Origin of the sequence: Lachnoclostridium sp. An118 (genome assembly GCF_002160985.1) — a bacterium.
Classification (GTDB): domain Bacteria; phylum Bacillota; class Clostridia; order Lachnospirales; family Lachnospiraceae; genus Claveliimonas; species Claveliimonas stercoravium.
This window is the reverse complement of sequence record NZ_NFLQ01000003.1, coordinates 22,183-46,451: the sequence shown is the minus strand read 5'-3', so window position 1 is coordinate 46,451 and position 24,269 is coordinate 22,183. Positions and strand designations below refer to the sequence as shown.

Annotated in this window: 23 protein-coding genes; 22 read left to right on the top strand and 1 reads right to left on the bottom strand. The window is 54.5% G+C overall.

The window, feature by feature from the left end:
• Position 1: 1 nt before the first annotated feature.
• Together B5E62_RS03200 and addA are read left to right on the top strand one after the other, a co-directional pair.
• Entirely contained in the window at positions 2 to 3,427 is a 3,426-nt protein-coding gene (locus tag B5E62_RS03200; protein ID WP_087173302.1) for a PD-(D/E)XK nuclease family protein, read from the top strand.
• Entirely contained in the window at positions 3,418 to 7,113 is a 3,696-nt protein-coding gene (gene addA / locus B5E62_RS03195; RefSeq protein ID WP_087173301.1) for a helicase-exonuclease AddAB subunit AddA, read from the top strand. Before B5E62_RS03200 ends, addA begins: the two co-directional genes overlap by 10 nt.
• A gap of 71 nt (positions 7,114 to 7,184) precedes the next feature.
• On the opposite strand, the gene B5E62_RS03190 is transcribed toward addA, so the two are convergent.
• Positions 7,185 to 8,234: an Rpn family recombination-promoting nuclease/putative transposase gene (locus B5E62_RS03190; protein WP_087173300.1), complete on the bottom strand. Its 1,050-nt coding sequence runs from the start codon at positions 8,232 to 8,234 to the stop codon at positions 7,185 to 7,187.
• 450 nt (positions 8,235 to 8,684) lie between these two features.
• Between B5E62_RS03190 and B5E62_RS03185 the strand changes: the two genes are divergently transcribed.
• The 20 genes from B5E62_RS03185 to B5E62_RS17020 all read left to right on the top strand — a co-directional run bounded on the left by B5E62_RS03185 (position 8,685) and on the right by B5E62_RS17020 (position 24,200).
• Entirely contained in the window at positions 8,685 to 9,008 is a 324-nt protein-coding gene (locus tag B5E62_RS03185; RefSeq protein ID WP_087173299.1) for a PadR family transcriptional regulator, read from the top strand.
• The gene (locus tag B5E62_RS03180) at positions 9,005 to 9,748 is read left to right on the top strand and encodes a DUF1700 domain-containing protein (protein ID WP_087173298.1); all 744 of its coding nucleotides are present in this window, start codon (positions 9,005 to 9,007) and stop codon (positions 9,746 to 9,748) included. The genes B5E62_RS03185 and B5E62_RS03180 overlap by 4 nt, the downstream gene beginning before the upstream one ends.
• Positions 9,749 to 10,585, top strand: a complete 837-nt coding sequence (locus B5E62_RS03175; RefSeq protein ID WP_087173297.1) for a DUF4097 family beta strand repeat-containing protein — start codon at positions 9,749 to 9,751, stop codon at positions 10,583 to 10,585.
• Positions 10,586 to 10,629: 44 nt separating this feature from the next.
• Positions 10,630 to 10,824 (top strand): PspC domain-containing protein, encoded by a 195-nt coding sequence (locus B5E62_RS03170; RefSeq protein ID WP_087173296.1) that lies wholly within the window; start codon positions 10,630 to 10,632, stop codon positions 10,822 to 10,824.
• A gap of 70 nt (positions 10,825 to 10,894) precedes the next feature.
• Positions 10,895 to 11,089: a small, acid-soluble spore protein, alpha/beta type gene (locus B5E62_RS03165; protein WP_087173295.1), complete on the top strand. Its 195-nt coding sequence runs from the start codon at positions 10,895 to 10,897 to the stop codon at positions 11,087 to 11,089.
• A 108-nt stretch (positions 11,090 to 11,197) separates the two neighbouring features.
• A complete protein-coding gene (locus tag B5E62_RS03160) occupies positions 11,198 to 11,893 on the top strand; it encodes a WecB/TagA/CpsF family glycosyltransferase (RefSeq protein ID WP_087173294.1) in 696 nt (231 codons plus the stop codon).
• 210 nt (positions 11,894 to 12,103) lie between these two features.
• Complete coding sequence (locus B5E62_RS03155) at positions 12,104 to 13,192, top strand: PucR family transcriptional regulator (RefSeq protein WP_087173293.1); 1,089 nt, start codon at positions 12,104 to 12,106, stop codon at positions 13,190 to 13,192.
• A gap of 16 nt (positions 13,193 to 13,208) precedes the next feature.
• Positions 13,209 to 13,895 (top strand): cell division ATP-binding protein FtsE, encoded by a 687-nt coding sequence (gene ftsE, locus B5E62_RS03150; protein WP_087173292.1) that lies wholly within the window; start codon positions 13,209 to 13,211, stop codon positions 13,893 to 13,895.
• Positions 13,885 to 14,793 (top strand): permease-like cell division protein FtsX, encoded by a 909-nt coding sequence (gene ftsX, locus B5E62_RS03145; protein WP_087173291.1) that lies wholly within the window; start codon positions 13,885 to 13,887, stop codon positions 14,791 to 14,793. Before ftsE ends, ftsX begins: the two co-directional genes overlap by 11 nt.
• 96 nt (positions 14,794 to 14,889) lie before the next feature.
• Positions 14,890 to 16,008 (top strand): murein hydrolase activator EnvC family protein, encoded by a 1,119-nt coding sequence (locus tag B5E62_RS03140; RefSeq protein ID WP_087173290.1) that lies wholly within the window; start codon positions 14,890 to 14,892, stop codon positions 16,006 to 16,008.
• Between the two features lie 25 nt (positions 16,009 to 16,033).
• Positions 16,034 to 17,176: a S41 family peptidase gene (locus B5E62_RS03135; RefSeq protein ID WP_087173289.1), complete on the top strand. Its 1,143-nt coding sequence runs from the start codon at positions 16,034 to 16,036 to the stop codon at positions 17,174 to 17,176.
• Positions 17,177 to 17,313: 137 nt separating this feature from the next.
• Positions 17,314 to 18,606, top strand: coding sequence for a dihydroorotase (locus tag B5E62_RS03130; protein WP_087173288.1), 1,293 nt, complete (start codon positions 17,314 to 17,316; stop codon positions 18,604 to 18,606).
• The gene (gene pyrF, locus B5E62_RS03125) at positions 18,599 to 19,525 is read left to right on the top strand and encodes an orotidine-5'-phosphate decarboxylase (protein WP_087173287.1); all 927 of its coding nucleotides are present in this window, start codon (positions 18,599 to 18,601) and stop codon (positions 19,523 to 19,525) included. The genes B5E62_RS03130 and pyrF overlap by 8 nt, the downstream gene beginning before the upstream one ends.
• Positions 19,526 to 19,539: 14 nt before the next feature.
• On the top strand, positions 19,540 to 20,322 hold the full coding sequence (locus B5E62_RS03120; protein WP_087173286.1) for a dihydroorotate dehydrogenase electron transfer subunit: 783 nt from the start codon (positions 19,540 to 19,542) through the stop codon (positions 20,320 to 20,322).
• Entirely contained in the window at positions 20,322 to 21,224 is a 903-nt protein-coding gene (locus B5E62_RS03115; protein ID WP_087173285.1) for a dihydroorotate dehydrogenase, read from the top strand. The genes B5E62_RS03120 and B5E62_RS03115 overlap by 1 nt, the downstream gene beginning before the upstream one ends.
• Before the next feature lie 64 nt (positions 21,225 to 21,288).
• Complete coding sequence (locus B5E62_RS03110; RefSeq protein ID WP_087173420.1) at positions 21,289 to 21,591, top strand: nucleotidyltransferase family protein; 303 nt, start codon at positions 21,289 to 21,291, stop codon at positions 21,589 to 21,591.
• Entirely contained in the window at positions 21,578 to 21,982 is a 405-nt protein-coding gene (locus B5E62_RS03105) for an HI0074 family nucleotidyltransferase substrate-binding subunit (RefSeq protein ID WP_087173284.1), read from the top strand. The genes B5E62_RS03110 and B5E62_RS03105 overlap by 14 nt, the downstream gene beginning before the upstream one ends.
• 275 nt (positions 21,983 to 22,257) lie before the next feature.
• Positions 22,258 to 23,187, top strand: a complete 930-nt coding sequence (locus B5E62_RS03100) for a restriction endonuclease (RefSeq protein ID WP_087173283.1) — start codon at positions 22,258 to 22,260, stop codon at positions 23,185 to 23,187.
• A gap of 167 nt (positions 23,188 to 23,354) precedes the next feature.
• Complete coding sequence (pyrE, locus tag B5E62_RS03095; RefSeq protein ID WP_087173282.1) at positions 23,355 to 24,035, top strand: orotate phosphoribosyltransferase; 681 nt, start codon at positions 23,355 to 23,357, stop codon at positions 24,033 to 24,035.
• A 12-nt stretch (positions 24,036 to 24,047) separates the two neighbouring features.
• Positions 24,048 to 24,200, top strand: coding sequence for a hypothetical protein (locus B5E62_RS17020; RefSeq protein WP_164488598.1), 153 nt, complete (start codon positions 24,048 to 24,050; stop codon positions 24,198 to 24,200).
• The last annotated feature ends 69 nt before the right edge of the window (positions 24,201 to 24,269 follow it).

Genomic DNA, 24,269 nt, shown 5'->3' with positions numbered 1-24,269 from the left:
TATGGCGTTGAAATTTATTTTTGGGGGTTCCGGTTCCGGGAAGTCCCATTATCTATATGAGAGGATCATAGAGGAGGCCGGGGAAAATCCCGGCCTTTCCTATCTGGTCCTTGTGCCGGAGCAGTTTACCATGCAGACCCAGAAGGACCTTGTGATGATGAGCCCCGCGAAGGGGATCATGAACATCGATGTCCTCAGTTTCGTGCGCCTGGCCCACCGGATTTTTGAGGAGACAGGGAAGGGGGGCTTTCCCGTGCTGGACGACGAGGGAAAGAACCTGGTGCTGCGAAAGATTGGCGGGGACCTGGAGGGGGAGCTGACCGTGCTGAAGGGCAACATGCGAAGGCTGGGCTATGTCAGCGAGGTGAAGTCCGTCCTCTCCGAGTTCATGCAGTACGATGTGGGGGAGGAGCAGCTGGACCAGGTCATAGCAGGGGAGCAGGAGGGCTCCTACCTGTCCTTTAAGCTGCAGGACCTAAAGCGCCTGTACAGAAGCTTCCAGGACTACCTGAAGGAGAGATACACCACAAAGGAGGAGCTCCTGGATGTGCTGGCAAAGGTGGCGGGGGAGTCTGCCCTTCTAAAGAAGAGCACAGTGGTGCTGGACGGCTACACCGGGTTCACGCCGGTCCAGAACCGCCTCCTGGGAGAGCTCATGACGATCTGCCGGGACGTGGTGGTCACGGTGACGATCGACGAGAGGGAAAATCCCTACGCCTGCGAGCATCCCTGTCAGCTCTTTGCCATGAGCAAGAAGACGGTCACATCGCTGGTGGAGATCGCGCGGGAGCGCCGGGTGCCGGTGGAGGAGCTGAAATTCCTGCGGCCCCAGGTGCCCCCCAGATTCCAGGAGAGCCCTGCCCTGGCCTTTGTGGAACGCCAGCTTTTCCGGTACGGGAGCAGCTCCTTTGAGGGTGAGCAGGATGGGGTGGAGATCCACGTGGCATCCAGCCCGGACGAGGAGGCGGAGGCAGCCGCCCGGAAGGTGCGGTCCCTTGTGAGAAAGGAGGGGTACCGGTACCGGGAAATCGGCGTGATCGCCAGCGACATGGAGGTGTACGGCAATTATCTCAGGAAGGCCTTTGCCCGCTATGAGATACCGGTCTTTATGGACCAGAAGAGGAGCATCCTCCTCAACTCCTTTGTGGAGTACGTCCGCAGTCTCCTTGCTATGTCCAGGGAGGGCTTTACCTGCGACAGCGTGTTCCGCTTTCTGCGGACCGGCTACACCTCCTTTTCCAGGGGTGAGCTGGACGACCTGGAGAACTACTGCCTGGCTCTGGGTATCCGGGGATGGAAAAAATGGCAGCAGCGCTGGGTGCGCCGGACAGAGGGCATGGACGCCGGGGAGCTGGACCGGCTCAACCACATGCGGGTCCTCTTTGTGGAGAAGATGGAGCCCCTCCTTTTCGTGCTCCGCCAGAGACGGAAGACCGTCCGGGACATCACGGAGGCCCTCTATGATTTCCTGGCAGGGGAGGAGATGCAGCTTGCCCTGAAACGGCAGGAGGAGGCCTTCCAGGAGAGGGGCGAGAACGCTCTGGCCCGGGAGTATGCCCAGATCTACGGCATCGTCATCGGCCTTTTTGACAAATTTGTGGAGCTTCTGGGGGAGGAGCAGGTCTCCCTCCAGGAGTACTGCGACCTGCTGGACGCAGGGCTTGCGGAGGCCAGGGTGGGGGTCATCCCGCCAGGCATCGACCAGGTGGTGGCCGGAGACATGGAGCGGACCCGTCTGAAGGGGGTGAAGGCCCTGCTGTTCGTGGGGGCCAATGACACCTTCCTTCCGGGCTCCCTTGTGCGGACAGGGCTCCTCTCCGAGCGGGACGTGAGGGCCTTTGAGAAGGAGAGGATCGCCCTGACGCCGGGCAGCCGGGAGCAGGCCTATGTGCAGAAGTACTATCTCTATCTGAACCTGACCAAGCCCTCCAGGAAACTCTGCGTCTTCTACAGCAGGGTGTCCGCCGACGGTAAGACGATACGGCCCTCCTACCTTGTGCAGGAGCTGGAGAAGCTCTTCCCGGACCTGGAGGTCACCCACGAGGACGCCCTTCTTTTAAAAGACCGGGAGCTCTCCCCAAGGACCGGGCTCTCCCAGCTCATCGAGGGCCTGCGGATGAAGAGCGAGAAGGCGGGGGGCGCCTGGATGGAGCTCTACACCTGGTATAAGAAAAACCGGGAGTGGGGGGACCGGATCGGCGCCATCCTGGAGGCGGGATTTTACCGGAGACCCCAGGACGCCATCACCCGTGCCGCGGCAGAGAGGCTGTACGGGGACCGGCCTCTGGAGAGCATCTCCCGGATGGAGAGATTTTCCGCCTGCGCCTTTGCCCATTTCCTGGATTACGGGCTGCGGCTGAAGGAGAGGGAGACCTTTGAGTTCCAGGCTGTGGATATGGGCAATGTGTTCCATGGTGCCATTGAGCGGTACTCCCGGAAGGCCTCCGCCAGCCAGGGGGGCTGGACCGGTCTGGACCGGGAGGCCCAGGAGCGGCTCTGCAAGGAGAGCGTGGAGGAGGCGGTGACAGACTACGGCAACTCCGTCCTCTACAGCTCCTCCAGGAACACCTGGCTCATCACCCGCATCGAGCGCATGATGGAGCGGACCGTGTGGGCTCTCACGGAGCAGCTGAAGGCCGGGGACTTCCGGCCTGAAGCCTATGAGCTGAAGTTCGGCGCGGGCAAGATCGACCGGGTGGATACCTGCGTGGAGGAGGACCGGGTCTATGTCAAGATCCTGGACTACAAGACCGGGCAGACTGCCTTTGACCTGTCCCTTGTCTATGGGGGACTGCAGATGCAGCTCCTTGTCTACATGGAGGAGGCGCTGAAGATCACCGGGAAAAGATATCCGGGCAGGGAGCCTGTCCCTGCCGGGGTGTTCTACTACCATATCCAGGACCCCTTCACAGAGCCCGGGGGAGAGGAGAGCCAGATTGAGGAGAGGCTTCTTAAGAAGCTCCGGCCGGACGGCCTGGTGAGCCTGGAGGGGGACGCTCTCTGGCATCTGGAGCACAGGACCCAGGGGGAATCTCTGGCTATCCCTGTCTCCTTCAAAAAGGACGGGGCTCTCTCCGCCAGGTCCAAGGCTCTCTCGGGGGAGCGCTTCCGTACGCTGGGGGCATTTGCCAGGGCAAAGGCAGGGGAGCTGCACAGCCGCATCGCCTCCGGGGAGGCGAAGGCAGAGCCCTACAGGTACGGGGACCGGACTGGCTGCGACTTCTGCGGATACCGGCATATCTGCGGCTTTGACAGCTCCCTGCCGGGCTACGGCTACCGGGATATCACCAGGATGGGGCAGGAGGAGGCGCTGCTGCGCATCCAGGCCTACAGCGGAGGGGCCGGCAGCGCCGGAGCGGAGGAGGATGAAACGGCGGCCGGCCATGATACAGAGGAAGGAAGACAGGAGGGACAGCCATGGGCGTAAAGTGGACAAAAGAACAGCAGAGCGTCATTGACTTAAGGGACCGCAGCATCCTTGTGTCCGCGGCGGCGGGCTCAGGAAAGACGGCTGTGCTGGTGGAGCGCATCATCACCATGCTCACCAGAAAGGAGGACCCTCTCTCCGTGGACGAGCTCCTCATCGTCACCTTCACGGAGGCGGCCGCGGCAGAGATGAAGGAGAGGATACGGACAGCCATCGAAAAGAAGGCCCAGGAGGACCCCTTTAACGAGCACCTGCGGCAGCAGGCCACCCTCATCCACAGCGCTTCCATCACCACTATCCACAGCTTCTGTCTCTCTGTGATCCGGGAGAATTTTCATGTCATTGACCTGGACCCTTCCTTCCGCATCGGTGAGGAAGGAGAGTTGAAGCTGCTGGAAAGAGACGTGCTGCAGGAGCTCCTGGAGGAAAAGTACGGGGAGGGGCAGGAGCGCTTTCTGGACTTCACGGAGAGCTATGCGGCGGGAAAGAGCGACCGGAGGCTGGAGGACATCATCCTGAAGCTGTACGAGTTTTCCAGGAGCTGTCCGGACCCGGAGGGGTGGCTTGCGGACTGCGTCCGGGCCTGCCGGGTACAGACAGGCGAGGAGCTGGGGAAGACGCCCTTCTTTGCCTTTGTCCGGGAGGAGGTGGACCACGCCATGGAGACGGCGGTCCGCCTGAAGGACCAGGCCCTGGCCCTCTGTCTGGAGCTGGACGGCCCCTACATGTACGAGGAGATGCTGGAGAGCGATATGAAGAACGTGGAGCGGTTCCGGCAGGCCGCTACCTACGCCCAGTACCGCCGGGCGTCGGAGCAGATTGCCTGGAAAAAGCTGGCTCCAAACAGGGACAAGGCTGTGTCCAAAGAAAAGGCGGACCGGGTGAAAAAGCTCCGGGATGAGCTGAAAAAGGCGGTGGTTTTTCCGGCAGAGCAGTATTTTTCTCAGACAGAAGAAGAGCTCCTTGCGGGGCTGGCGGTCTGCGCTCCCATGATGGAGGAGCTTAAGGACTTGACTGAGGCCTTTGCCGCCCGGTTTGAGGAGAAGAAGAGGAGCCGCGGCATGATCGACTACTCGGATATGGAGCAGTACGCTCTGCGCATCCTCACGGAGAAGACGGAGGACGGGCTTCGGCCCTCCCCCTGCGTCCGGGTGTACCAGGAGCAGTTCCGGGAGGTGATGATCGACGAGTACCAGGACAGCAACCTGATCCAGGAGGCCATCCTGACAAGTGTGTCCCGCACCTGGCAGGGGAGGAACAACATTTTCATGGTGGGGGATGTGAAGCAGAGCATCTACCGGTTCCGCCTCTCCAGGCCGGAGCTTTTTATGGAGAAATTTGACACCTACCGGATCTACGAGGGGGAGGGGACGGACAGCCGGACCCAGCGGATCGACCTGTTCAAGAATTTCCGGAGCCGCCCGGAGGTCCTTGAAAGCGTCAACGCCCTCTTCCGGCAGATCATGATACCGGAGCTTGGGGGCATCACCTACGGCGACAGGGCCGCCCTCTGGCCCGGCGCCTCCTACCCGGAGAGCCGGGGCAATGACACAGAGCTTCTCCTCATCGACGGCAGCCCGGACGAGGAGCTGGAGGAGGCGGCAGGAGAAAAGCTCTCCGCCAGAAAGCTGGAGGCAAGGGCCGTGGCGGACTGCATCCGCAGGCTCCTAAAGGAGCAGCTGGTGACGGACAAGGAGACAGGAAAGCTGCGGCCGGTGCGCTATGGGGATATCGTCATCCTGACCAGGAGCATCAAGGGCTGGAGCGATGTGTTCATGGAGGTGCTCCTGGAGGAGGGCATCCCCGCCTGCGCAGGGACTAAGGAAGGGTACTTTGAGACGCGGGAGATCGGCGTGCTGCTGGATTACTTCCGGGTGCTGCAGAACGAAAAGCAGGACATCCCCCTGACAGCTGTCCTCTCCTCCTGGTTTGGACAGCTCACCGGCGAGGAGCTGGCCCGGATTCGTATCGCCTGCCCCGACCGGCGCTTCTGCGAGGCGGTGGAGCAGTACAGAAGCCAGGGGGAGGACCCGGCTCTTCGTAAGAAGCTGTCTGCCTGCCTGGACAAGATGGACTATTTCCGTGAGAAGGCCTCCTACACGGCCATCCACGAGCTCCTGTGGGAGATCCTGGACGACACTGGATACGGGGACTATGTGGCGGCTCTTCCCGGCGGCGAGCAGAGGAGAGCCAACGTGGACATGCTGGCCCAGAAGGCCATGGCCTTTGAGAGCACCAGCTACCAGGGGCTTTTCAATTTTATCCGCTATATTGAGCAGCTGCAGAAGTACAACGTGGACTACGGGGAGGCCTCTGTCAGCGACGAGAACGCGGACACAGTGCGCATCATGAGCATCCATAAGAGCAAGGGCCTGGAGTTCCCCGTGGTGATCGCGGCGGGAATGGGGAAAGGCTTCAACACCCAGGACACAAAGGGGAATATCCTCATCCACTCCTCTCTGGGAGTGGGCATGGACGTGGTGGACCTTGAGCGCCGCACAAAGGCGCCGTCCTTCTACAAGCAGGTCATCCAGAGAAAGGAGAAGCTGGAGAACCTGGGGGAGGAGCTGCGCGTCCTCTACGTGGCACTGACCCGGGCCAGGGAGAAGCTGATTCTGGTGGGGACCATGAAGGACCCGGCAGGGAGGCTGGAGGAGCTGCGGGCTCTGAAGAGTACAGCTGGGGAGAGCACAGCCGGGGAAGCGGAAAAAGCCCCGGAGCACCCGGAGATTGTCCGCCCCCTCTCTTTTGGCGAGCTGTCCCGGGCTTCCCGTTATCTGGACTGGATCTTGCCGGCTGTGGCCGCCGCAGACGGGAAGGCCCCTGTCCATGTGGAGCTCCTGAACCTGGAGGAGCTTGTCAAAAGACAGGTGCAGGAGGAGGCAGAGGGCATCTTTACCAAGAAGGCCCTGGAGGACTGGGATACAGAGAAAATCTATGATGAGGAGATGAAGGAGAGACTGGAGGAGCAGTTCTCCTACAGATATCCCCACCCGGACCTGGAGGGGCGGAAGCTGAAATTCACGGTCTCTGAGCTGAAAAAACGGGAGTATCTAAGAGAGCTGTCCCTGGAGGAGCCGGGGAACGCAGGAGAGATGCTCTTTGAGGAGCCGGATGTGGTGCCCCTGATCCCCAGGTTCCGGGCCGGGCAGGAGGAGCTCACCGGCGCCTCCAGGGGAAGCGCCTACCACCGGGTGATGGAGCTTCTGGACTTTACAGAAGAGTACACCCAGGAGAGCCTGTCCCAGGCGGTCCGCTCTATGGAGGAGAGCGGCCGCATCGCCCCGGACATGGCCCGGTGCGTCCGCCCCGGGGATATCCTGAGGTTCACCCGCTGCGAGAGCGGCAGAAGGATGCGGGAGGCGGACAGGAGAGGACAGCTCTTCCGGGAGCAGCCCTTTGTCATCGGGGTGGACATGGCGGAGGTATATCCTGACAGCGCCGGGGAGGAGGAAGACAAAATCCTCGTGCAGGGGATCATCGACGCCTGGTTCCAGGAGGAGGACGGCCTTGTGGTGCTGGACTACAAGACAGACCAGGTGAAGACCGCAGACCAGCTTGTGGAAAAGTACCACGCCCAGCTTGACTACTATGCAAGAGCCCTGGAACAGCTTCTGGGCAGGCCGGTCAGGGAGAAGATCATCTACTCGTTTACTTTGGGGGAAGAAATCATCCTGCCGGGGTAAGGCCCGGCAGAAACAGAGCAGCCCCGCTCTGACAGCAGGACACCTGGTCCCTGTCAGGGCGGGGCTGTGTTTTACATCTGGGAAATAAAGCTCTCTATACCTTCTGCCCTGGCGGCAGCCTTCAGCCATTTCTTTAAAAGCTCCAGGTCAGTGGTCTGGGCAATCTGTTTTTCTATGTCTTCCGGCACAGGGCCCAGATCTCTCAGGAGGTCAAGTATTGCTTCGGCTTTGCCCTCTATCTTGCCTTCGGCCTTGCTGACCCTGCGGGTCTCCTGGACATCGTATGCCTCAAAATGTTCAAACAGCACTGAAAAATCTCTCCTTTCGATGCGGTCGGTGAACTCAGCCACCTCTTCTTTTGGAACATTCAGCTTGAGGAGCAGGACGGATATGACTGTTCTCATCAGCTTCAGCACAGACTCCGGTGAATTCCGGCCCAGATTTTCAAAATATTCGTCAGGGATATCCCTGAGAAATTTGAAGTCCGAGGAGCTACGCAGCTTGTCGATCAGCAGGAGCAGGGAGAGCTCGTTGTTTTTGCCGATCAGATCTTCGGCGGAGTAGCTGGAGAGAGGGACCACGATATATTTGAACGAGGGGATATACTCTCCCAGGATGTCATTGAGATATACCTTGTCCCTGAAATCTGCCGCTGCGGTCCAGTTTCCCGGCCCGTCATAGAAGATCACCGGAAGGACAGGCGGGTAGCGGAAATCCTTCCTGGCCGTGATGTGGGGCTGTCTCTCCTCGGCTTCCGCGGCATAGTCGGTCAGTATGTGGGTGATATACCTTAAAATGCGGAAAGGCATATCGTAGTCTACGGATGACTGATGCTCGATCATGGCGATCAGGAACAGCGCCTCAGGTCCGGCTGCTCCGTTCAGATGGATTTTCTTTACACAGTCTGAGTCCCGGTTCTCCTGCCACATAGACAAAAAGCGCTCGGAGATATCTTCAATGTCCTCCGGCTGAACATCCTTTAAAATGTCTACGTTCAGATAGTCCCTGATGAACTGAGCGCAGAGGACTGGATTGTCAAAGATCAGCTTGGCGCCGCTGTCCTTTGGCCTTGTGTTCCGTATGGTATGTGTTTGTGTGCGGTTGTCTTCTCTGTCTGTCATGCAGTTCTCCTTTCGTGAAGGCGAGAATACATAAAAGACAGTATCTATGCTTATTGTAACAGGCAAATATGTAAAATACAATCGCTCTCATGTATTCTCTTTGTTGTTTTGCTGTGTGGTCCCAAAGGGTATTTTCCGGCCGAAGGGCCAAGAAATATGGATGAGAGCTTCTGAAAAACGAGCTCTCCGGGCAGATAGAAGTATTGTGAAAAAATCTGCCCTGATCATTGTAGCTACAGTGTACATGATTTTGACATAAATTTCAACAGTGGATTGTCATATGATGCTGAGAGTAAAAAACTATGACATTATTATATTTTCATATAATATTTATTGACAAACAATACTATATAACATATAATATAGCCATAAAAACAATATTAAGTTTTTGATAATATCAGCGCCGGACTTTTGAGGGCGCTGTAAGGCAGGGAGAAAAGGAGTGATTGTATGGTATTTAACACCGGAGCTGCCCTTCTTGACGCGATCGTCCTTGCGGTTGTCTCAAGAGAAAAAGAGGGGACATACGGTTATAAGATCACCCAGGATGTAAGAAAGGCCATCGAGGTGTCGGAATCCACCCTGTACCCCGTACTCAGGAGACTGCAGAAGGATGACTGCCTGGAAGTGTACGACAGGCAGTTTGACGGGAGGAACCGACGATATTACAAGATTACACCGAGAGGTGAAGCGCAGCTGGAGCTCTATCGATCCGAATGGAGAAGCTACTCGAAAAAGATCAGCGAAATATTTGAGGGAGGTGCTATCTTATGAACCGTGTACAATTTATGCTTGAGCTGGCGGCGCTCCTGCAGGATATATCTGTTGAAGAGCGCACGGAGGCAATGAAATATTACAATGACTATTTTGACGAGGCGGGAGAGGAGAACGAGGCGGAGATCATCCGGGAGCTGGGAAGCCCCGCCAAGGTGGCGGCTGAGATAAAGGCCGGGCTGGGTGGAAAGGCCGGCGAGGAAGGAGAGTTCCGGGAGACCGGATACACGGACACCAGGTTTGAACGCAGGGAGTCCCCCGCAGGGCCGGGCGGCCCGGCTGGATATGGCCCCGGCGGCAATTCAGGCGGAAACGGAGGAGGTGGCTGCGGAGGCGGCGACAGCTACGGCCAGTCCAGGTCGAGCCGGACCTGGAAGATCATCCTGATCGTGCTGATACTTCTTGTCTGCTCACCTATCGTGGTACCGGTAGGGCTGGCTCTCCTCTGTGCTGTGGTGGGGCTCGCCATCGCCGTGTTTGCCGTGTTTTTTGCCTTTGCCCTGGCGGCTGTCGTGGTGGCCATTGTGGGTATCGTCCTCTTCTTTGCGGGGATGATGGCCCTTGTGCCGGATCTGCCCACAGGGCTGGCTCTCATAGGCAGCGGTATGATACTGGCGGTGATAGGGGCCATCCTGACCGTGGCGGCCGTAAGGCTCTGTATCATCGTGCTGCCGGGTCTGTTCCGGTTTTTTGTAGAACTCTGCAGACGTCCGTTTCACGGGAGAAAGGCGGTGGGCTAAATGAAAAGAGGATGGAAGAATTTTTGGATCACCTGCGGCGTAGTGGCCGGTATCGGGTGCGTGTGCCTGGTCAGCGGAAAGGTGATGGGAGCTACGCTGAGTGTTATGGATAACTATATCCCGGACTGGATCGGGCCGGGAAGAGGAGAGGTGGATGTGGCCTACGATTACGGCGACACTCCGCTGGAGGCGGACACAGACCAGACCTACCATGATGTCCGCTCGCTGAAGCTGGACACGGAGGGGCTTGATGTCCAGATCCTTAGGGGTACCGGGAAGGGCGTCAAAGTGCAGACAGAGGACATTTACTTCGCTCTGAAATTCCAGGTGACAGAAGAGGACGGAGAACTGAAGGTGGAGACCAAGGCCCGCCGTTTTCCCTGGAGGATCAACCAGGGAAATTACGGGAATGTCTGGATCTATATCCCCGAGGACCTGCAGCTTGAGGCGGCGGACCTGCAGATGGGCATAGGCGAGCTCTATGTGGAAAATATCGATGCCGGTGAGCTGAAAATGGAGGTAGGGGCCGGCACCGCTGCCCTGGACTGGTTCACGGCGGATGAGCTGGATGTGGAAGTCGGTGTGGGGACCGTCGAGGCGTCCGGAGATACCAGGCAGCAGGCGGACCTGGAGTGCGGCGTGGGCAGCCTGGTCTACACCGCCGCGGGAAAAGAGGCGGACTTTAACTATAGTCTGGAGTGCGGCGTGGGTGAACTGAATGTGGGAGCAAACAGCTATTCCGGACTGGGCGTGGAGCAGACTGTCGACAACAGAGCGCAGAAGACCATGAACATCGTCTGCGACGTGGGAAGCACGGAAATCTATTTTGAAGAGTAGCAGAAAGAAGAAATAGAAAATAGTAGTAGAAAGGAAGGATCTGTATGGATACAAAGAGACTTTACCGTTCCAGGAAGGAACGCATGATATGCGGTGTGTGCGGCGGCGTGGCCGAGTACTTCGGCATCGACCCGACCCTTGTGAGGCTGGCCTTTGTGCTGTTTATCTTTGCGGGAGGAAGCGGATTCCTGGCCTATCTGATCGCGGCCATCATCATACCGGACGCCCCCAGAGAGTAAAGCGGCTGTATAAAACCCCGGGTTCTGTCAATACTTCCAGATAGCAATCTATTTGGAAAGGGGCAGACATATGGGAAAGAAAAAAGAAAAGCCGGTTGACATGAATGCGCTTACAGAGGAGGAAAAGCTGAAATACGAGATCGCGGAGGAGCTGGGGCTGCTCGACAAGGTCATGGAAAAGGGATGGAAATCCCTTTCCTCTAAGGAGACGGGGCGCATCGGCGGCCTGATCACAAAAAAGAGGCGGCAGAAAAACCAAAAGTGACAAAAATGTTAAAATTATTACGAAGTGTGAATATTTAGTGTCAAAGGTTGAAAAGGACAGGTCATTTTGTTATAATCGACAGCCAGAGGGAATTGCGGGTGATTATCAATGAACGGAAAGATCCAGGTGCTGAATATTGACATAGATGACTGTACCGCCAAGGAGGCCATGAAGCAGACCGTGGCATATATGGGGACGGAAGCCATCAATGTGATCGAGATGGTCACGGTGGACACCCTGATGTATGCTTCCGGGGACTCCTCGCTGCGTGAAAATATAGAAAAGATCGACCTCGTGATCCCGGGAGAAAAGGAAATCCTGGAGGGTGTGGAGGTGCGTGAGAAGAAGCAGCTCCAGGAGATCGAGCAGAGGACATACCTCAAGATGTTTCTCCGCTTTCTCCACAAAAACCATTCCAGAGTCTTTCTCCTTGTGGAGACGGAGGAGGAGGCCGAGGGGTTTTACCGCTTCCTTGAGGAGGACTACAGCGGGATCCAGGTCGCCGGCATGGCGAAGGTGTCACCTGCAGACGAGGCGGACGACCTGGTGGTCAATGCAGTCAACGGGGCGGAGACCGACTGTGTCATCGCGTCCCTGTCTTCCCCGGGGCAGGAGGAGTTTATCACCCGGAACAGGCTCCTGCTGAACGCGCGGGTCTGGCTGGGCGTGGGAAAGAGCGAAAATCCTATCTACCGCAGCAGAGGCAGGATAGAGAGGATCGTCCAGTTTATCAATCACAGGCTTTTCAGGCACGAGGTGGAAAAAAACAGAAAAAAAGAGCTGGAGACAGTGTCAGAGCACTGAGGTTTTTGTGGCAATTTGTATAGGGCCCTGAAATGTGGAAATAAAGAAAATACGGGAAGAAAATTGAGGAAATTAACAAAAATGTGTGATTTCCTCTTTCTTTTTTTGTGGATTTATATTAGTATAGAAAAGAGTAATATGCAAAAAGCGGTGAATGTGCGTAAATACATTGTGGAAAATGCATATTGAAATGAGTGGAGGAGATGGAATATGATATCTAATCAAATACTACAAAATACCATCGATGGCTTGAAAGCGATCACGCGGATCGATCTGTGTGTCATGGATACAGACGGGAAATCCTTAGCAAGCACATTTGCCGAACAGGAGAACTATGAGGCATCTGTACTTTCCTTTGTGGAGTCTCCGGCGGACAGCCAGGTGATCCAGGGGTATCAGTTTTTTAAGATCTTTGATGAGCATCAGCTTGAGTACATCCTCCTGGCCAACGGCGGAAGTGACGATGTCTACATGGTCGGGAAGGTCGCCGCATTCCAGATACAGACGCTCCTGACCGCGTACAAAGAGCGCTTTGACAAAGACAATTTTATCAAGAATCTCCTTCTCGACAATCTGCTGCTGGTAGATATTTATAACCGTGCAAAAAAATTACATATTGACACGGAAGTCAGACGTGTTATCTTTATAGTGGAGACTGCCAGGGAGAAGGACAGCAGCATGCTGGACCATGTGCGCAGCCTTCTGGGCAATAAGACAAAGGATTTTGTCACCGCGGTCGATGAGAAGGATATTATAATCGTAAAGGAGCTGGCGCCTTCAGACGGCCATGCGGAGCTGGAGAAGACGGCAGAGACCATACTGGAGCTCCTGAAGGGGGAGGATGACGGCGATATCCGCATTGCGTATGGAACCGTGATCAGTGACATCAAGGAAGTGTCAAAGTCCTACAAGGAGGCAAAGCTTGCCCTGGATGTGGGAAAGATATTTTTTGATGACCGGAAGGTCATTGCTTACAGCACGCTGGGGATCGGGCGGCTCATCTATCAGCTCCCCATACCGCTCTGTAAGATGTTCATCCGCGAGATTTTTGAGGGGAAATCACCGGATGAGTTCGATGAGGAGACTCTGACGACTATCAATAAATTCTTTGAGAACAGTCTGAATGTGTCCGAGACATCGAGACAGCTCTACATCCACCGCAATACGCTTGTCTACAGGCTGGATAAGCTGCAGAAGAGCACGGGGCTTGACCTCCGTGTGTTTGAGGATGCCATCACGTTCAAGATCGCGCTGATGGTAGTGAAGTACATGAAATACATGGAATCACTGGAGTATTGATAATTAGGAGGAAAATATGATTGAACTGAACGAAGTAACGAAAGAATACTCGAAGGGAGTTGCGGCTCTGAACGGTGTGACTCTGAAGATCGAGCAGGGTGAGTTTGTCTTCATCGTCGGGGACAGCGGATCAGGTAAATCGACTTTGATCCGTCTGATCATGAAGGAACTGGAACCGACTTCCGGTACGATCGTCGTGAACGGGCAGAATCTGGAGAGGCTGAAACACAGGCAGATCCCTATGTACCGCAGGGGTCTTGGTGTCGTGTTCCAGGATTTCCGTCTTCTGAAAGACCGAAATATATATGAGAATATTGCCTTTGCCCAGCGTGTCGTGGAGACATCGCCCAGGATCATCAAGAAGAAAGTGCCTGCGGCTCTTTCTCTGGTAGGTCTTGCCCAGAAATATAAGTCATATCCAAAGGAGCTCTCCGGAGGCGAGCAGCAGAGGGTTGCCATTGCAAGGGCCATCGTGAATGAGCCTTCCATCCTTCTGGCTGACGAGCCTACAGGAAACCTGGATCCGACCAATTCCTGGGAGATCATGAAGCTTCTTGAGGAGGCCAATGAGAGGGGAACGACTGTCCTGGTCGTGACACACAACCAGGAGATCGTAAACGAGATGAGAAAACGAGTGGTGACAATGAAAAAGGGAGTCATTGTCAGCGACGAGCAAAAAGGTGGGTATAATAATGAAGATTAGTACAGTCGGATATTCGACAAGACAGGGGTTTAAGAACATTGCCCGTAACAAACTGTTCTCCATTGCGTCCATTGCGACCATGGCGGCATGTATTTTTGTGTTTGGTCTGTTCTTTGCAATTGTTATGAACTTTAACTATATTGTCCAGAAAGCCGAGGAAGGCGTGGCCATCACCGTGTTCTTCGAGGAGGGGCTGGAGCAGTCCCGGGTCGATGAGATAGGCAACGAGCTGAGAGAATGCGACGGCGTGCTGGATGTGGAGTATGTATCCGCGGACGACGCCTGGGAATCCTTCCAGAGCGAATATTTTGGCGAGGATTCCAGCCTGGCGGAGGGCTTCAAGGATGACAACCCGCTGGCCAATTCAGATAACTATGCGGTGTACATGGAGGATGTATCCAAGCAGGATGATGTGGTAAGCTTTGCGGAGAGCCTGGACGGCGTCAGGAGGGTCAACAAGTCTGACGTGGTGGCTGATACCCTCAGCAGCGTCAACAGGCTGATCACTTACGTTTCCATCGCCATTATCGCCATCCTTCTGGCGGTGTCCATCTTCCTCATCAGCAACACTGTTACTATGGGTATCACGGTCCGGCGTGAGGAGATCGCCATCATGAAATATATAGGGGCGAAGGACGGGTTCGTCCGGGCACCCTTCGTCATAGAGGGTGTGGTCATCGGACTGATCGGCGCCATCATACCGCTTGTACTGTTATATTTTATGTATGGAAAGGCGGTTTCATACATCCTCACACGATTTAATCTGTTAAATAATATCCTGGATTTCCTTCCGGTGACAGAGGTTTACAAGGTCCTGCTCCCGGTTGGGCTTGCCCTCGGTGTGGGCATCGGATTTGTGGGAAGCTTCTTCACGATCCGCAAACACCTGAAAGTGTAGCAAACAGGTGCGCGTGCATCTGTCTGTGATAGATTACGGAACCAAGAAACAGATACAGGGGAAACTAAGGGGTACAAAGTAAGGGAGAAAAGAGCTATGGTTAAGAAAAGGATAGTCAGTGTTTTATTAGCAGGAGCGCTTGTGGCAGGCATGGGCCTGCAGGTGAATGTGACAGTAAAGGCGGACGATCTGCAGGACGCCCAGAACAAGGCCAGCCAGCAGCAGAGTGCTCTGGACGCCGCTCAGGCGGAGAAAGATCAGCTGGTGGCTCAGCTTGACGGCATCGTGAAGGATATGGAGCAGACCCAGGCCGACATCGAGGCAAAGCAGGAGGAGATCGCTAAAAAGGCAGATGAACTCGATGCCGCTAAAATTGACGAGAATAACCAGTATGAGAGCATGAAGCTCCGCATACAGTATATGTATGAGAACGGGAACGGGCAGTTCCTGGAGACACTGCTGGAATCCAAGAGCATTGCGGAGTTCCTGAGCAATGCGGAGTATATCAACCAGATTTCCGAGTATGACAGGAACATGCTGGTGGAGTTCCAGGATATTGTGGATAAAGTGGAGGAGCAGCAGCAGGAGCTGGAGAAGGAGAACGCGGAGCTGGAGGAGATGCAGACAAATCTCCAGACCCAGCAGACAGAGCTCCAGACTCTGGTGGACAGCAAGAGCAGCGAGATTGCCAGCCTTGAGTCCGAGCTGAGCGAGACAAACGCCAAGATTTCCCAGCTTCAGGCGGCTGCGGCGGAGCAGGCGAGACTGCAGGAGGAAGCACAGAATCCCGGCAAATTTACACCAGTGGACGATTATACGCCGTCAGGAGGGACCGGGAGACTGCAGAATCCCTGCCCGGCAGCCTACATCAGCAGTGAGTTCGGCGGACGGCAGTCTCCGGGCGGTATCGGCAGTACCAACCACAAGGGCCGGGATTATGCGGCGGCATCTGGAACGCCTATCTTTGCGGCGGCAGCCGGAACAGTCACGACAGTTGCCAATAACTCTGTCAGGGGAAATTATGTCATTATCAACCACGGTGATATAGCTACACTGTACCAGCATTGTAGTACAATTGGCGTGAGTGTGGGACAGTCAGTGGGGGCTGGTCAGAATATTGCGACGGTTGGTTCCACAGGTGCTTCTACCGGTCCGCATCTTCACTTTGAGGTGCATGTGGGCGGCATGCCGGTAGATCCCAGATTGTATCTGTAAAAACACGGAGAACAGGACTGCATATATGAAAGATCATAGTTTTTTTAAGGGGGCGCTTGCTGGCGCCCTCATTGTATTACTGGCAGGGGGAGTTGTCTCCTGCACCGTTTTTAAAAGTGAAGAGAGTCAGAAGATGGAGCTCCTGAACAGCCTCATCGACCGATTTTATATCGGCGACGTGGATGAGACGGACCTGTCGGAGGGCGTCTACAAAGGGTATATTGAAGGCCTGGGAGATCCCTACTCGGTCTACTACGACGAGGAGGAGACGAAGCAGATGAACGAGAGTCTGTCCGGCGAGTTCGGAGGCGTGGGCGCGCTCATGAGCCAGGACCGGGAGACCGGCGTCATCACGGTCCTCCAGGTGTATGACGGCTCTCCTGCACAGGAGGCCGGCATGCGGGACGGCGACACCCTCTACAAGGTGGAGGGAGAAGAGGTGACAGGGGAGGACCTGTCCGACGTGGTGAGCAAAGTCAAGGGGGAGAAGGGTACCCAGGTGACCCTCACAGTCCTTAGGGCGGACACCGGCGAGGAGGAAGAGCTGACCATCACAAGAGACACCATCGAGGCCCAGACTGTCTCCTGTGAGATGAAAGAGGGGAACGTGGGCTACATCCGCATCACAGAATTCGACACCGTGACCTATGAGCAGTATAAGGAGGCACTGGAGGATTTAGAAAACCAGGGCATGGAGAGACTGATCGTGGATCTCAGGAGTAATCCCGGCGGCAATCTGGATACGGTCTGCGATATCCTGGACCTGATGCTGCCGGAGGGACTCATCGTCTACACGGAGGATAAGAACGGAGAGCGGGAGGAGTACACCTCTGACGAGGAAAATCAGTTCCACAAGCCTCTGGTTGTCATGATGAACGGCTACAGCGCCAGCGCCTCGGAGATCTTCGCGGGAGCTATCCAGGACTACGGCCTGGGGCAGGTCGTGGGGACCCAGTCCTACGGAAAGGGAGTTGTCCAGAGCGTCTTTGACCTGCAGGATGGAACAAGCGTGAAGCTGACCATTGCGGAGTACTTTACCCCCAATGGCCGCAGCATTGACGGGGAGGGGATCACCCCGGACGTGGAAGTGGAGTACCAGTACGATGAAAACAACCCGGACGCGGACAACCAGCTCGAGAAGGCCATGGAAGTAGTGGCGCAGCAGTAAACCGGCAGGATATTGTGAAAAAGTGGATACAGGCAGCGGCCGCTGCCGAAGAAATGGAACGGGAAATTCCCCGTTCCATTTCTTATATGGGTATGATAAAATATAACAGAGTATGTATGTAGAAAGGAATACAGGCTATGACGATTTTGATTAAAAACGGACATGTGCTTGACCCCGGGACAGGGCTGGATGATATATGTGACGTGCTGATCGACGGGGATCGGATCACAGAGGTGGAGAAGAATATTGAGACGGAGAGCGATCGGGTCATCGATGCGGACGGATGCTGGGTGATGCCGGGCTTTATCGACCTGCACGTGCATTTCCGGGATCCCGGACTGGAGTACAAGGAGACCCTGGCCACGGGCGGCCGGGCGGCTGTCCGGGGCGGCGTTACGACCGTGTGCGCCATGCCCAACACAAAGCCGGTCATTGACAACGGCGTGAAAGTGCGGGAGGTCATGGAGAGGGCCAAGAGAGAATCCCTCACAAATGTCATCCAGCTTGGAGCTGTGACAAGAGGCCAGAAGGGAGAAGAGCTGGCGGACATTAACGGGATGGCGGAGAACGGCTGCCGCGCCATCAGCGAGGACGGAAAGTCTGTCATGAATGCCTCTCTCTACCGGAAGGGGATGCAGGCGGCGAAAAAGGAAGGCGTGGCCGTGTTTGCCCACTGTGAGGACATTACCATGGTGGAGGGCGGCGTCATGAACGCGGATGAGAAAGCCAGGGAGCTGGGACTTCCGGGCATCACCAACGCAGTGGAGGACGTCATCGTGGCCAGAGACATCCTGCTGGCAAAAGAGACAGGCGTGCAGCTCCACCTGTGCCACTGCTCCACAGCGGACAGCGCAAAGATGCTGGCGCTGGCGAAGGAGGAGGGACTGCCTGTGACCGGGGAAGTGTGTCCCCATCACTTTATCCTTTCCACGGACGATATCTGTGAGGATGACGGCAACTTTAAGATGAACCCGCCCCTTCGCAGCAGAGCGGATGTGGAGGCTCTGAGGGAGGCGCTGAAAAATGACGTGGTGGACGTCATTGCCACAGACCACGCGCCCCACGCCGAGGCGGAGAAGAACCGCTCCATGAAGCTGGCGGCTTTCGGCATTGTAGGACTGGAGACGTCCGCAGCCCTGACTTACACGGAGCTGGTGGAAAAAGGCGTCCTCACTCCCATGCAGATGGCGGAGAAGATGAGCTATAACCCGGCCCGGATCCTGGGACTTTCAGACAAGGGATCTGTCAGCACGGGCAAGATCGCGGACGTGGTGATCTTTGATCCCCGGAAAGAGTACGTGATCGACAAGAATACATTTTTATCCAAAGGGAAAAACACACCTTTCCACGGCAGGAAGGTAAAAGGAGAAGTGCGCTGCACCATCGTGGGCGGACGGATCGTATACGAAGGAGGAAAAACCATTGATTGATCAGTTAGTAAGCAATATCAAAAAGACAGGAGCCCCCATTGTAGTGGGACTGGACCCCATGCTCAGCTACATTCCGGAGCATGTGCAGAAGAAGGCCTTTGCTGAGTTCGGCGAGACCCTGGAGGGGGCCGCTGAGGCCATCTGGCAGTTTAACAAAGAGATCGTGGACAAGACATACGATCTGATTCCGGCTGTGAAGCCCCAGATCGCCATGTACGAGCAGTTCGGCATCCCGGGACTTGCAGCTTTCAAAAAGACTGTGGACTACTGTAAAGAAAAAGGCCTGGTTGTGATCGGCGATATCAAGAGAGGAGACATCGGCTCCACTTCCGCCGCCTACGCCACAGGACACATCGGAAAAGTGCAGGTGGGAAGCAATACATTTGCTCCTTTTGATGAGGACTTTGTGACCGTGAATCCCTATCTTGGATCCGACGGTGTGAAACCCTTCATCGACGTGTGCAAGAAAGAGCAGAAGGGACTTTTCATCCTTGTGAAGACATCCAATCCTTCCAGCGGGGAGTTCCAGGATCAGCTCATCGACGGACGTCCGCTCTACGAGCTGGTAGGTGAGAAGGTAAATGAGTGGGGACAGGAGTGCATGGGATGCTCCTACAGCTACGTGGGCGCAGTTGTGGGCGCCACATACCCGGAGATGGGGAAAGTGCTGCGCAAGATCATGCCCAAGGCCTACATCCTTGTGCCGGGCTACGGCGCACAGGGTGGCCAGGGAAAAGATCTGGTGCACTTCTTCAATGAGGACGGCCTTGGCGCCATCGTAAACTCATCCAGAGGGATCATCGCTGCCTACAAGCAGGAGAAATATGCTTCCTTCGGAGCAGAGGCCTTTGGAGACGCTTCCAGGGCTGCGGTGGAAGATATGATCGCCGATATTGCCGGAGCACTGGAAAACCGGTAAAGGAGAAGGAAAAGATGACAAAGAAGAAAGAACAGGTACAGATCATCTCCCAGGTGCAGCTTGCGGAGGGGATCTTCAGCATGTGGATATGCACGGAGGCTGCAAAGACAGCAAAGCCGGGGCAGTTCCTGTCCATGTATACAAATGACGGGACAAAGCTGCTGCCCCGCCCCATCAGCATCTGTGAAATAGACAGAGAAGGCGGGGCGCTGCGGGTGGTGTACCGGGTGACAGGAGAGAACACCGGTACAGAGCAGTTTTCCCGGATGAAGGCGGGAGAGAGCCTCTTCATCGTCGGCCCCCTGGGAAATGGCTTCCCCCTGGAGGAGGCAAAAGGGAAAAAAGCATTCCTCATGGGCGGCGGCATCGGCGTGCCTCCCATCCTGGAGCTGGCAAAGGAGATGGACTGCGGGAAAAAGCAGATCATTGCCGGATACAGGGACAGGCAGACATTTCTGCGGGAGGAATTTGAGAAAAACGGAGAGCTCTTTATCTCCACAGAGGACGGAAGCGTGGGCGTAAAAGGAAATGTCCTGGACGCAGTGCGGGAGCTCGGCCTGGAGGCGGATATTATCTTTGCCTGCGGCCCCACACCTATGCTTCGGGCGATCAAACAGTACGCGGAAGAAAAGGGCATTACGTGCTACATTTCCCTGGAAGAGAGGATGGCCTGCGGCATCGGCGCCTGCCTCGGGTGCGTGTGCAAGACAAAGGAGAAGGATGCTCACAGCAATGTAAACAATAAACGGATCTGCAAGGACGGGCCGGTCTTCTTATCGACGGAGGTGGAGATCTGATGGACATGAAAGTAAATATAGCGGGCGTAGAGTGGAAGAACCCGGTGACTGTGGCTTCCGGCACATTTGGATCCGGTGAGGAATTTTCAGATTTTGTGGATCTGAACCGTCTGGGCGCCGTGACCACAAAGGGCGTGGCAAATGTACCCTGGAGCGGCAACCCGACGCCCCGCGTGGCGGAAGTGTACGGCGGCATGATGAATGCCATCGGCCTGCAGAACCCGGGCATTGAGCTGTTCTGCCAGAGGGATATCCCCTATCTGAAGCAGTTTGACACAAAGATCATTGTGAACGTGTGCGGTCATGCGCCGGAAGAATATCTGGCAGTGGTGGAGCGGCTGGCAGATGAGCCCATCGACATGATGGAGATCAACATCTCCTGCCCCAATGTGAACGCGGGCTTTCTGGCTTTCGGGCAGGACGCGGGACATGTGGAGGAGCTGACAGCGCAGATCAAGAAGATCGCAAAGCAGCCGGTGATCATGAAGCTGACCCCCAATGTGACGGATATCACAGAAATCGCAAAGGCGGCGGAGGCAGGCGGCGCGGACGCCATCTCCCTTATCAATACACTGACCGGCATGAAGATCGACATCAACCGCAGGACATTTGCCCTGGCAAATAAGACAGGCGGCGTGTCCGGACCGGCAGTCCACCCCATTGCCGTGCGCATGGTGTACCAGGCGGCGCAGGCAGTAAATATCCCCATTATCGGCATGGGAGGTATTGCCACGGCGGAGGACGCCATTGAGATGATCCTGGCCGGGGCCAGCGCTGTGTCCGTGGGAACGGCCAACTTCCACGATCCGGCCGTGACCCTGAAAGTCATTGATGGCATCGAGAAATATATGGAGAAGCAGGGATTTGAGACTGTGAAAGACATGGTGGGAGCTGTCAGGTAGAAGACGGCTGGCGAAACTGTGGATCCGGTCCCGTAGTTAAAAAACAAGGAGTGAAAAGAATTTGCTGGCAGATGCAGAGCATACAGGAATTAAGCAGGTAGTGCTGGATGAGATCCGGGAACTGGCCCGCCGGTACGGTGTAAAGCGGGTGGTCTTATTTGGTTCCCGGGCCAGAGGAGACTACTGGAGAGCGAGCGATATCGATCTTGCGGCGGAAGGCGGAAAAATTTCAGGATTTGCGCTGGATGTGCAGGATACTACATCTACGCTCCTGGAATTTGATATCGTGGATCTGTCGGAGCTGCCAGAGGGAGAATTTCTGGACACTATCAGGAGAGAAGGGGTCGTGATATATGAAGAAGTTTGAAAACTTTGTGGCAAATCTGGAAGTCCTGAAGCGTGCCAAGGATGAGGACCTGACAAATGAGTTTATCATCAGCGGAATTATTGATAAATTTTTCCTTCAGTTTGAACTTAGCTGGAAGGTCCTGAAGGAGCTGCTGAGCTATGAGGGGAGGAGCGTGGCGAAATCCGGCTCGCCCAGAGAAATCTTAAAAGCGGCCTATGCCACGTACGATTATATTGATGAGGATATCTGGCTTGAAATGCTCAGAGCCAGGAATGACATGACTCATATTTACAATGGCGAGGCAGCCCGGCAAATGGTAAAGGTGATCCTGGAGAAATATATTCCTGTATTTGTTGAGATGCGGGAGAGGATAGAGAAGGATTACGGGAAAATTGTTTCAGACCTTTGAGAATATGTACAGTGCACAGTGAGCACGGTGTAAAAAATAAAAACAGTTCCGTAATATGCGTATGATTGGGAGAGCATATTGCGGAGCTGTTTTATTGCACTAAAAAGAATACGGCATGAAGCTTAGATAAAAATAGGGCTGTAATTCTTAGTAAAGGATGTTAAAATTATTTTATTCATATGCAAAGTATTTTTTTGCATAAATTGGGACAATGCGAAGAGAATACGTATTTAGTAAAATATGGATGGCTGTTTACAGAGGAGAAAGCAGATATTATGGGAAAAAAGGAATATAAACGTAATGCGGAAAATGTCGGAGGATATATATTAAAAGTATTACAGACGCTTGGAGGGAGTGCGTCGCGGCAGTCAATAAAAGAAGGGATTGTTGACGATGATGAAATGAATATATCATATGAGGATGTGTTTGAACCAATAACCTCCAAAAATGGAACGAAATACGTTCCTTTTAATATGGACTTTAATTTTTCGCTTGTAAATTTGCTTAATTGTGGATATATTCAAGCATATGATCGAGGGGGCGATATAGTTTTAACAGAAAAAGGGCGTTCTGTTGAGACAAATTCATACCCCACTGAGGATGATTTGCGGATCCAAAATGAATATTGGGGAAAAAAGCATAGAGAACAGTATTTGCGCAGAAAGGAAAAAAGTAAGGCTGCCAAGGCGGAAAGTGAAGATGTCCAGCTTGAAGATATGGAAGATGAAAGTGATATGGCCGAAAGCTGGAAGATTGATGTGTTGGATCAGATAAAACTTTTTTCTCCGAAAAAGTTTGAGAGCTTTTCAAGGCTTCTGTTTTCGCATATGGGCATAAAATTTGACCGTGAAAAAGGAGTAAAAATGTCAGGTGACCATGGTATTGATGGTTACGGATATTTTGAATCCGATGAGTTTAGGACTGCAAAGGTTGTAGTACAGTGTAAACGCTATACCGATAATCCGGTATCTGAACCTGAAATAGATAAATTTAAGGGTGTTATGATGAGCTTTAATGCGGATTATGGTATTTTTATTACGACCAGTTATTTTACCAAACAGGCACAGGCAAAAGCTGTGCAGGGCGGAAATACAGTAACCCTGATTGATGGTCAGCGATTAGTAGAGCTAATTGAAAAATATCAGCTCCACATAACCCCGGTGCAAACATATATGTTGGATGATCATTATTTTCAGGAGGACTGACAGCGGAATTGATACGCTGCTTTGGATTTGCCCTGAGGGGATAGCTCTGCGGAAACCCAAGACCGATATCCCCTCAACAGACCGATTGAAAATACATCCCACCTATGTTAAAATTGAAAAGAAAAATTCATGTTAAATACTCACAGATCACAGGAGGCTTTATAGATATGGAAGGATACAAGCAGGAATTTATCCGTTTTATGGTGGACAGCGACGTGCTGAAATTTGGAGATTTTACTTTGAAGAGCGGGAGGAAATCTCCATTTTTCATGAACGCCGGCGCCTATGTGACAGGCTCCCAGTTAAAGAAGCTGGGAGAGTACTACGCAAAGGCCATACACGACAGGTACGGGGATGATTTTGACGTGCTCTTCGGGCCTGCCTACAAGGGGATACCCCTGGCAGTGGTGACAGCCATCGCCTACAGCGAGCTCTACGGAAAGGAGATCCGCTACTGCTCAGACCGCAAGGAGGAGAAAGACCACGGAGCTGACAAGGGGAGCTTCCTGGGCAGCAGCCTGAGGGACGGCGACCGGGTCATCATGATCGAGGATGTGACTACCTCCGGCAAATCCATGGAGGAGACCGTGCCCAAGGTGAGGGGCGCGGCGGATGTGACCATCGTGGGCCTCATGGTGTCCCTGGACCGGATGGAGGTCGGAAAGGGCGGCGTGAAGAAGGCCCTGGACGAGGTGAAGGAGCTGTACGGATTTGACACGGCGGCCATCGTCACCATGGAAGAGGTGGTGGAGTGCCTCTGGAACAAAGAATGTGAGGGAAAGGTTGTCATCGACGATACATTAAAGGCGGCCATCGACGCATACTATGAACAGTACGGAGCAAAATAGGAGGATGTTGCTATGAATGAGAAAGCATACAGATCTATGGCGTTTGCAGGGACCGGAAATATAGCCATTGGCATTGTGATGATCGTGGTGGGCACGGCGGCGGGCATCCTGGCCATCATAAGCGGAGCAAGGCTCCTGAAAGAGAAAAACGGCCTGATGTTTTAGAAAGGGCGGTCTGGATGACAGCCTGAATGGAGGAGTAGAAGACAGATCTTGAGTTATAAAAAAGGCAGG

Coding starts and splice junctions, on each gene's coding strand:
- B5E62_RS03160 (WP_087173294.1), top strand. CDS start 11,198: ATGAACGGAAAGATCCAGGTGCTGAATATTGACATAGATGACTGTACC.
- B5E62_RS03100 (WP_087173283.1), top strand. CDS start 22,258: ATGGGAAAAAAGGAATATAAACGTAATGCGGAAAATGTCGGAGGATAT.
- B5E62_RS03175 (WP_087173297.1), top strand. CDS start 9,749: ATGAAAAGAGGATGGAAGAATTTTTGGATCACCTGCGGCGTAGTGGCC.
- B5E62_RS03140 (WP_087173290.1), top strand. CDS start 14,890: ATGGTTAAGAAAAGGATAGTCAGTGTTTTATTAGCAGGAGCGCTTGTG.
- B5E62_RS03185 (WP_087173299.1), top strand. CDS start 8,685: ATGGTATTTAACACCGGAGCTGCCCTTCTTGACGCGATCGTCCTTGCG.
- ftsE (WP_087173292.1), top strand. CDS start 13,209: ATGATTGAACTGAACGAAGTAACGAAAGAATACTCGAAGGGAGTTGCG.
- pyrE (WP_087173282.1), top strand. CDS start 23,355: ATGGAAGGATACAAGCAGGAATTTATCCGTTTTATGGTGGACAGCGAC.
- addA (WP_087173301.1), top strand. CDS start 3,418: ATGGGCGTAAAGTGGACAAAAGAACAGCAGAGCGTCATTGACTTAAGG.
- B5E62_RS03200 (WP_087173302.1), top strand. CDS start 2: ATGGCGTTGAAATTTATTTTTGGGGGTTCCGGTTCCGGGAAGTCCCAT.
- ftsX (WP_087173291.1), top strand. CDS start 13,885: ATGAAGATTAGTACAGTCGGATATTCGACAAGACAGGGGTTTAAGAAC.
- B5E62_RS03155 (WP_087173293.1), top strand. CDS start 12,104: ATGATATCTAATCAAATACTACAAAATACCATCGATGGCTTGAAAGCG.
- B5E62_RS03120 (WP_087173286.1), top strand. CDS start 19,540: ATGACAAAGAAGAAAGAACAGGTACAGATCATCTCCCAGGTGCAGCTT.
- B5E62_RS03135 (WP_087173289.1), top strand. CDS start 16,034: ATGAAAGATCATAGTTTTTTTAAGGGGGCGCTTGCTGGCGCCCTCATT.
- B5E62_RS17020 (WP_164488598.1), top strand. CDS start 24,048: ATGAATGAGAAAGCATACAGATCTATGGCGTTTGCAGGGACCGGAAAT.
- B5E62_RS03170 (WP_087173296.1), top strand. CDS start 10,630: ATGGATACAAAGAGACTTTACCGTTCCAGGAAGGAACGCATGATATGC.
- B5E62_RS03130 (WP_087173288.1), top strand. CDS start 17,314: ATGACGATTTTGATTAAAAACGGACATGTGCTTGACCCCGGGACAGGG.
- B5E62_RS03180 (WP_087173298.1), top strand. CDS start 9,005: ATGAACCGTGTACAATTTATGCTTGAGCTGGCGGCGCTCCTGCAGGAT.
- B5E62_RS03190 (WP_087173300.1), bottom strand. CDS start 8,234: ATGACAGACAGAGAAGACAACCGCACACAAACACATACCATACGGAAC.
- B5E62_RS03115 (WP_087173285.1), top strand. CDS start 20,322: ATGGACATGAAAGTAAATATAGCGGGCGTAGAGTGGAAGAACCCGGTG.
- B5E62_RS03105 (WP_087173284.1), top strand. CDS start 21,578: ATGAAGAAGTTTGAAAACTTTGTGGCAAATCTGGAAGTCCTGAAGCGT.
- B5E62_RS03165 (WP_087173295.1), top strand. CDS start 10,895: ATGGGAAAGAAAAAAGAAAAGCCGGTTGACATGAATGCGCTTACAGAG.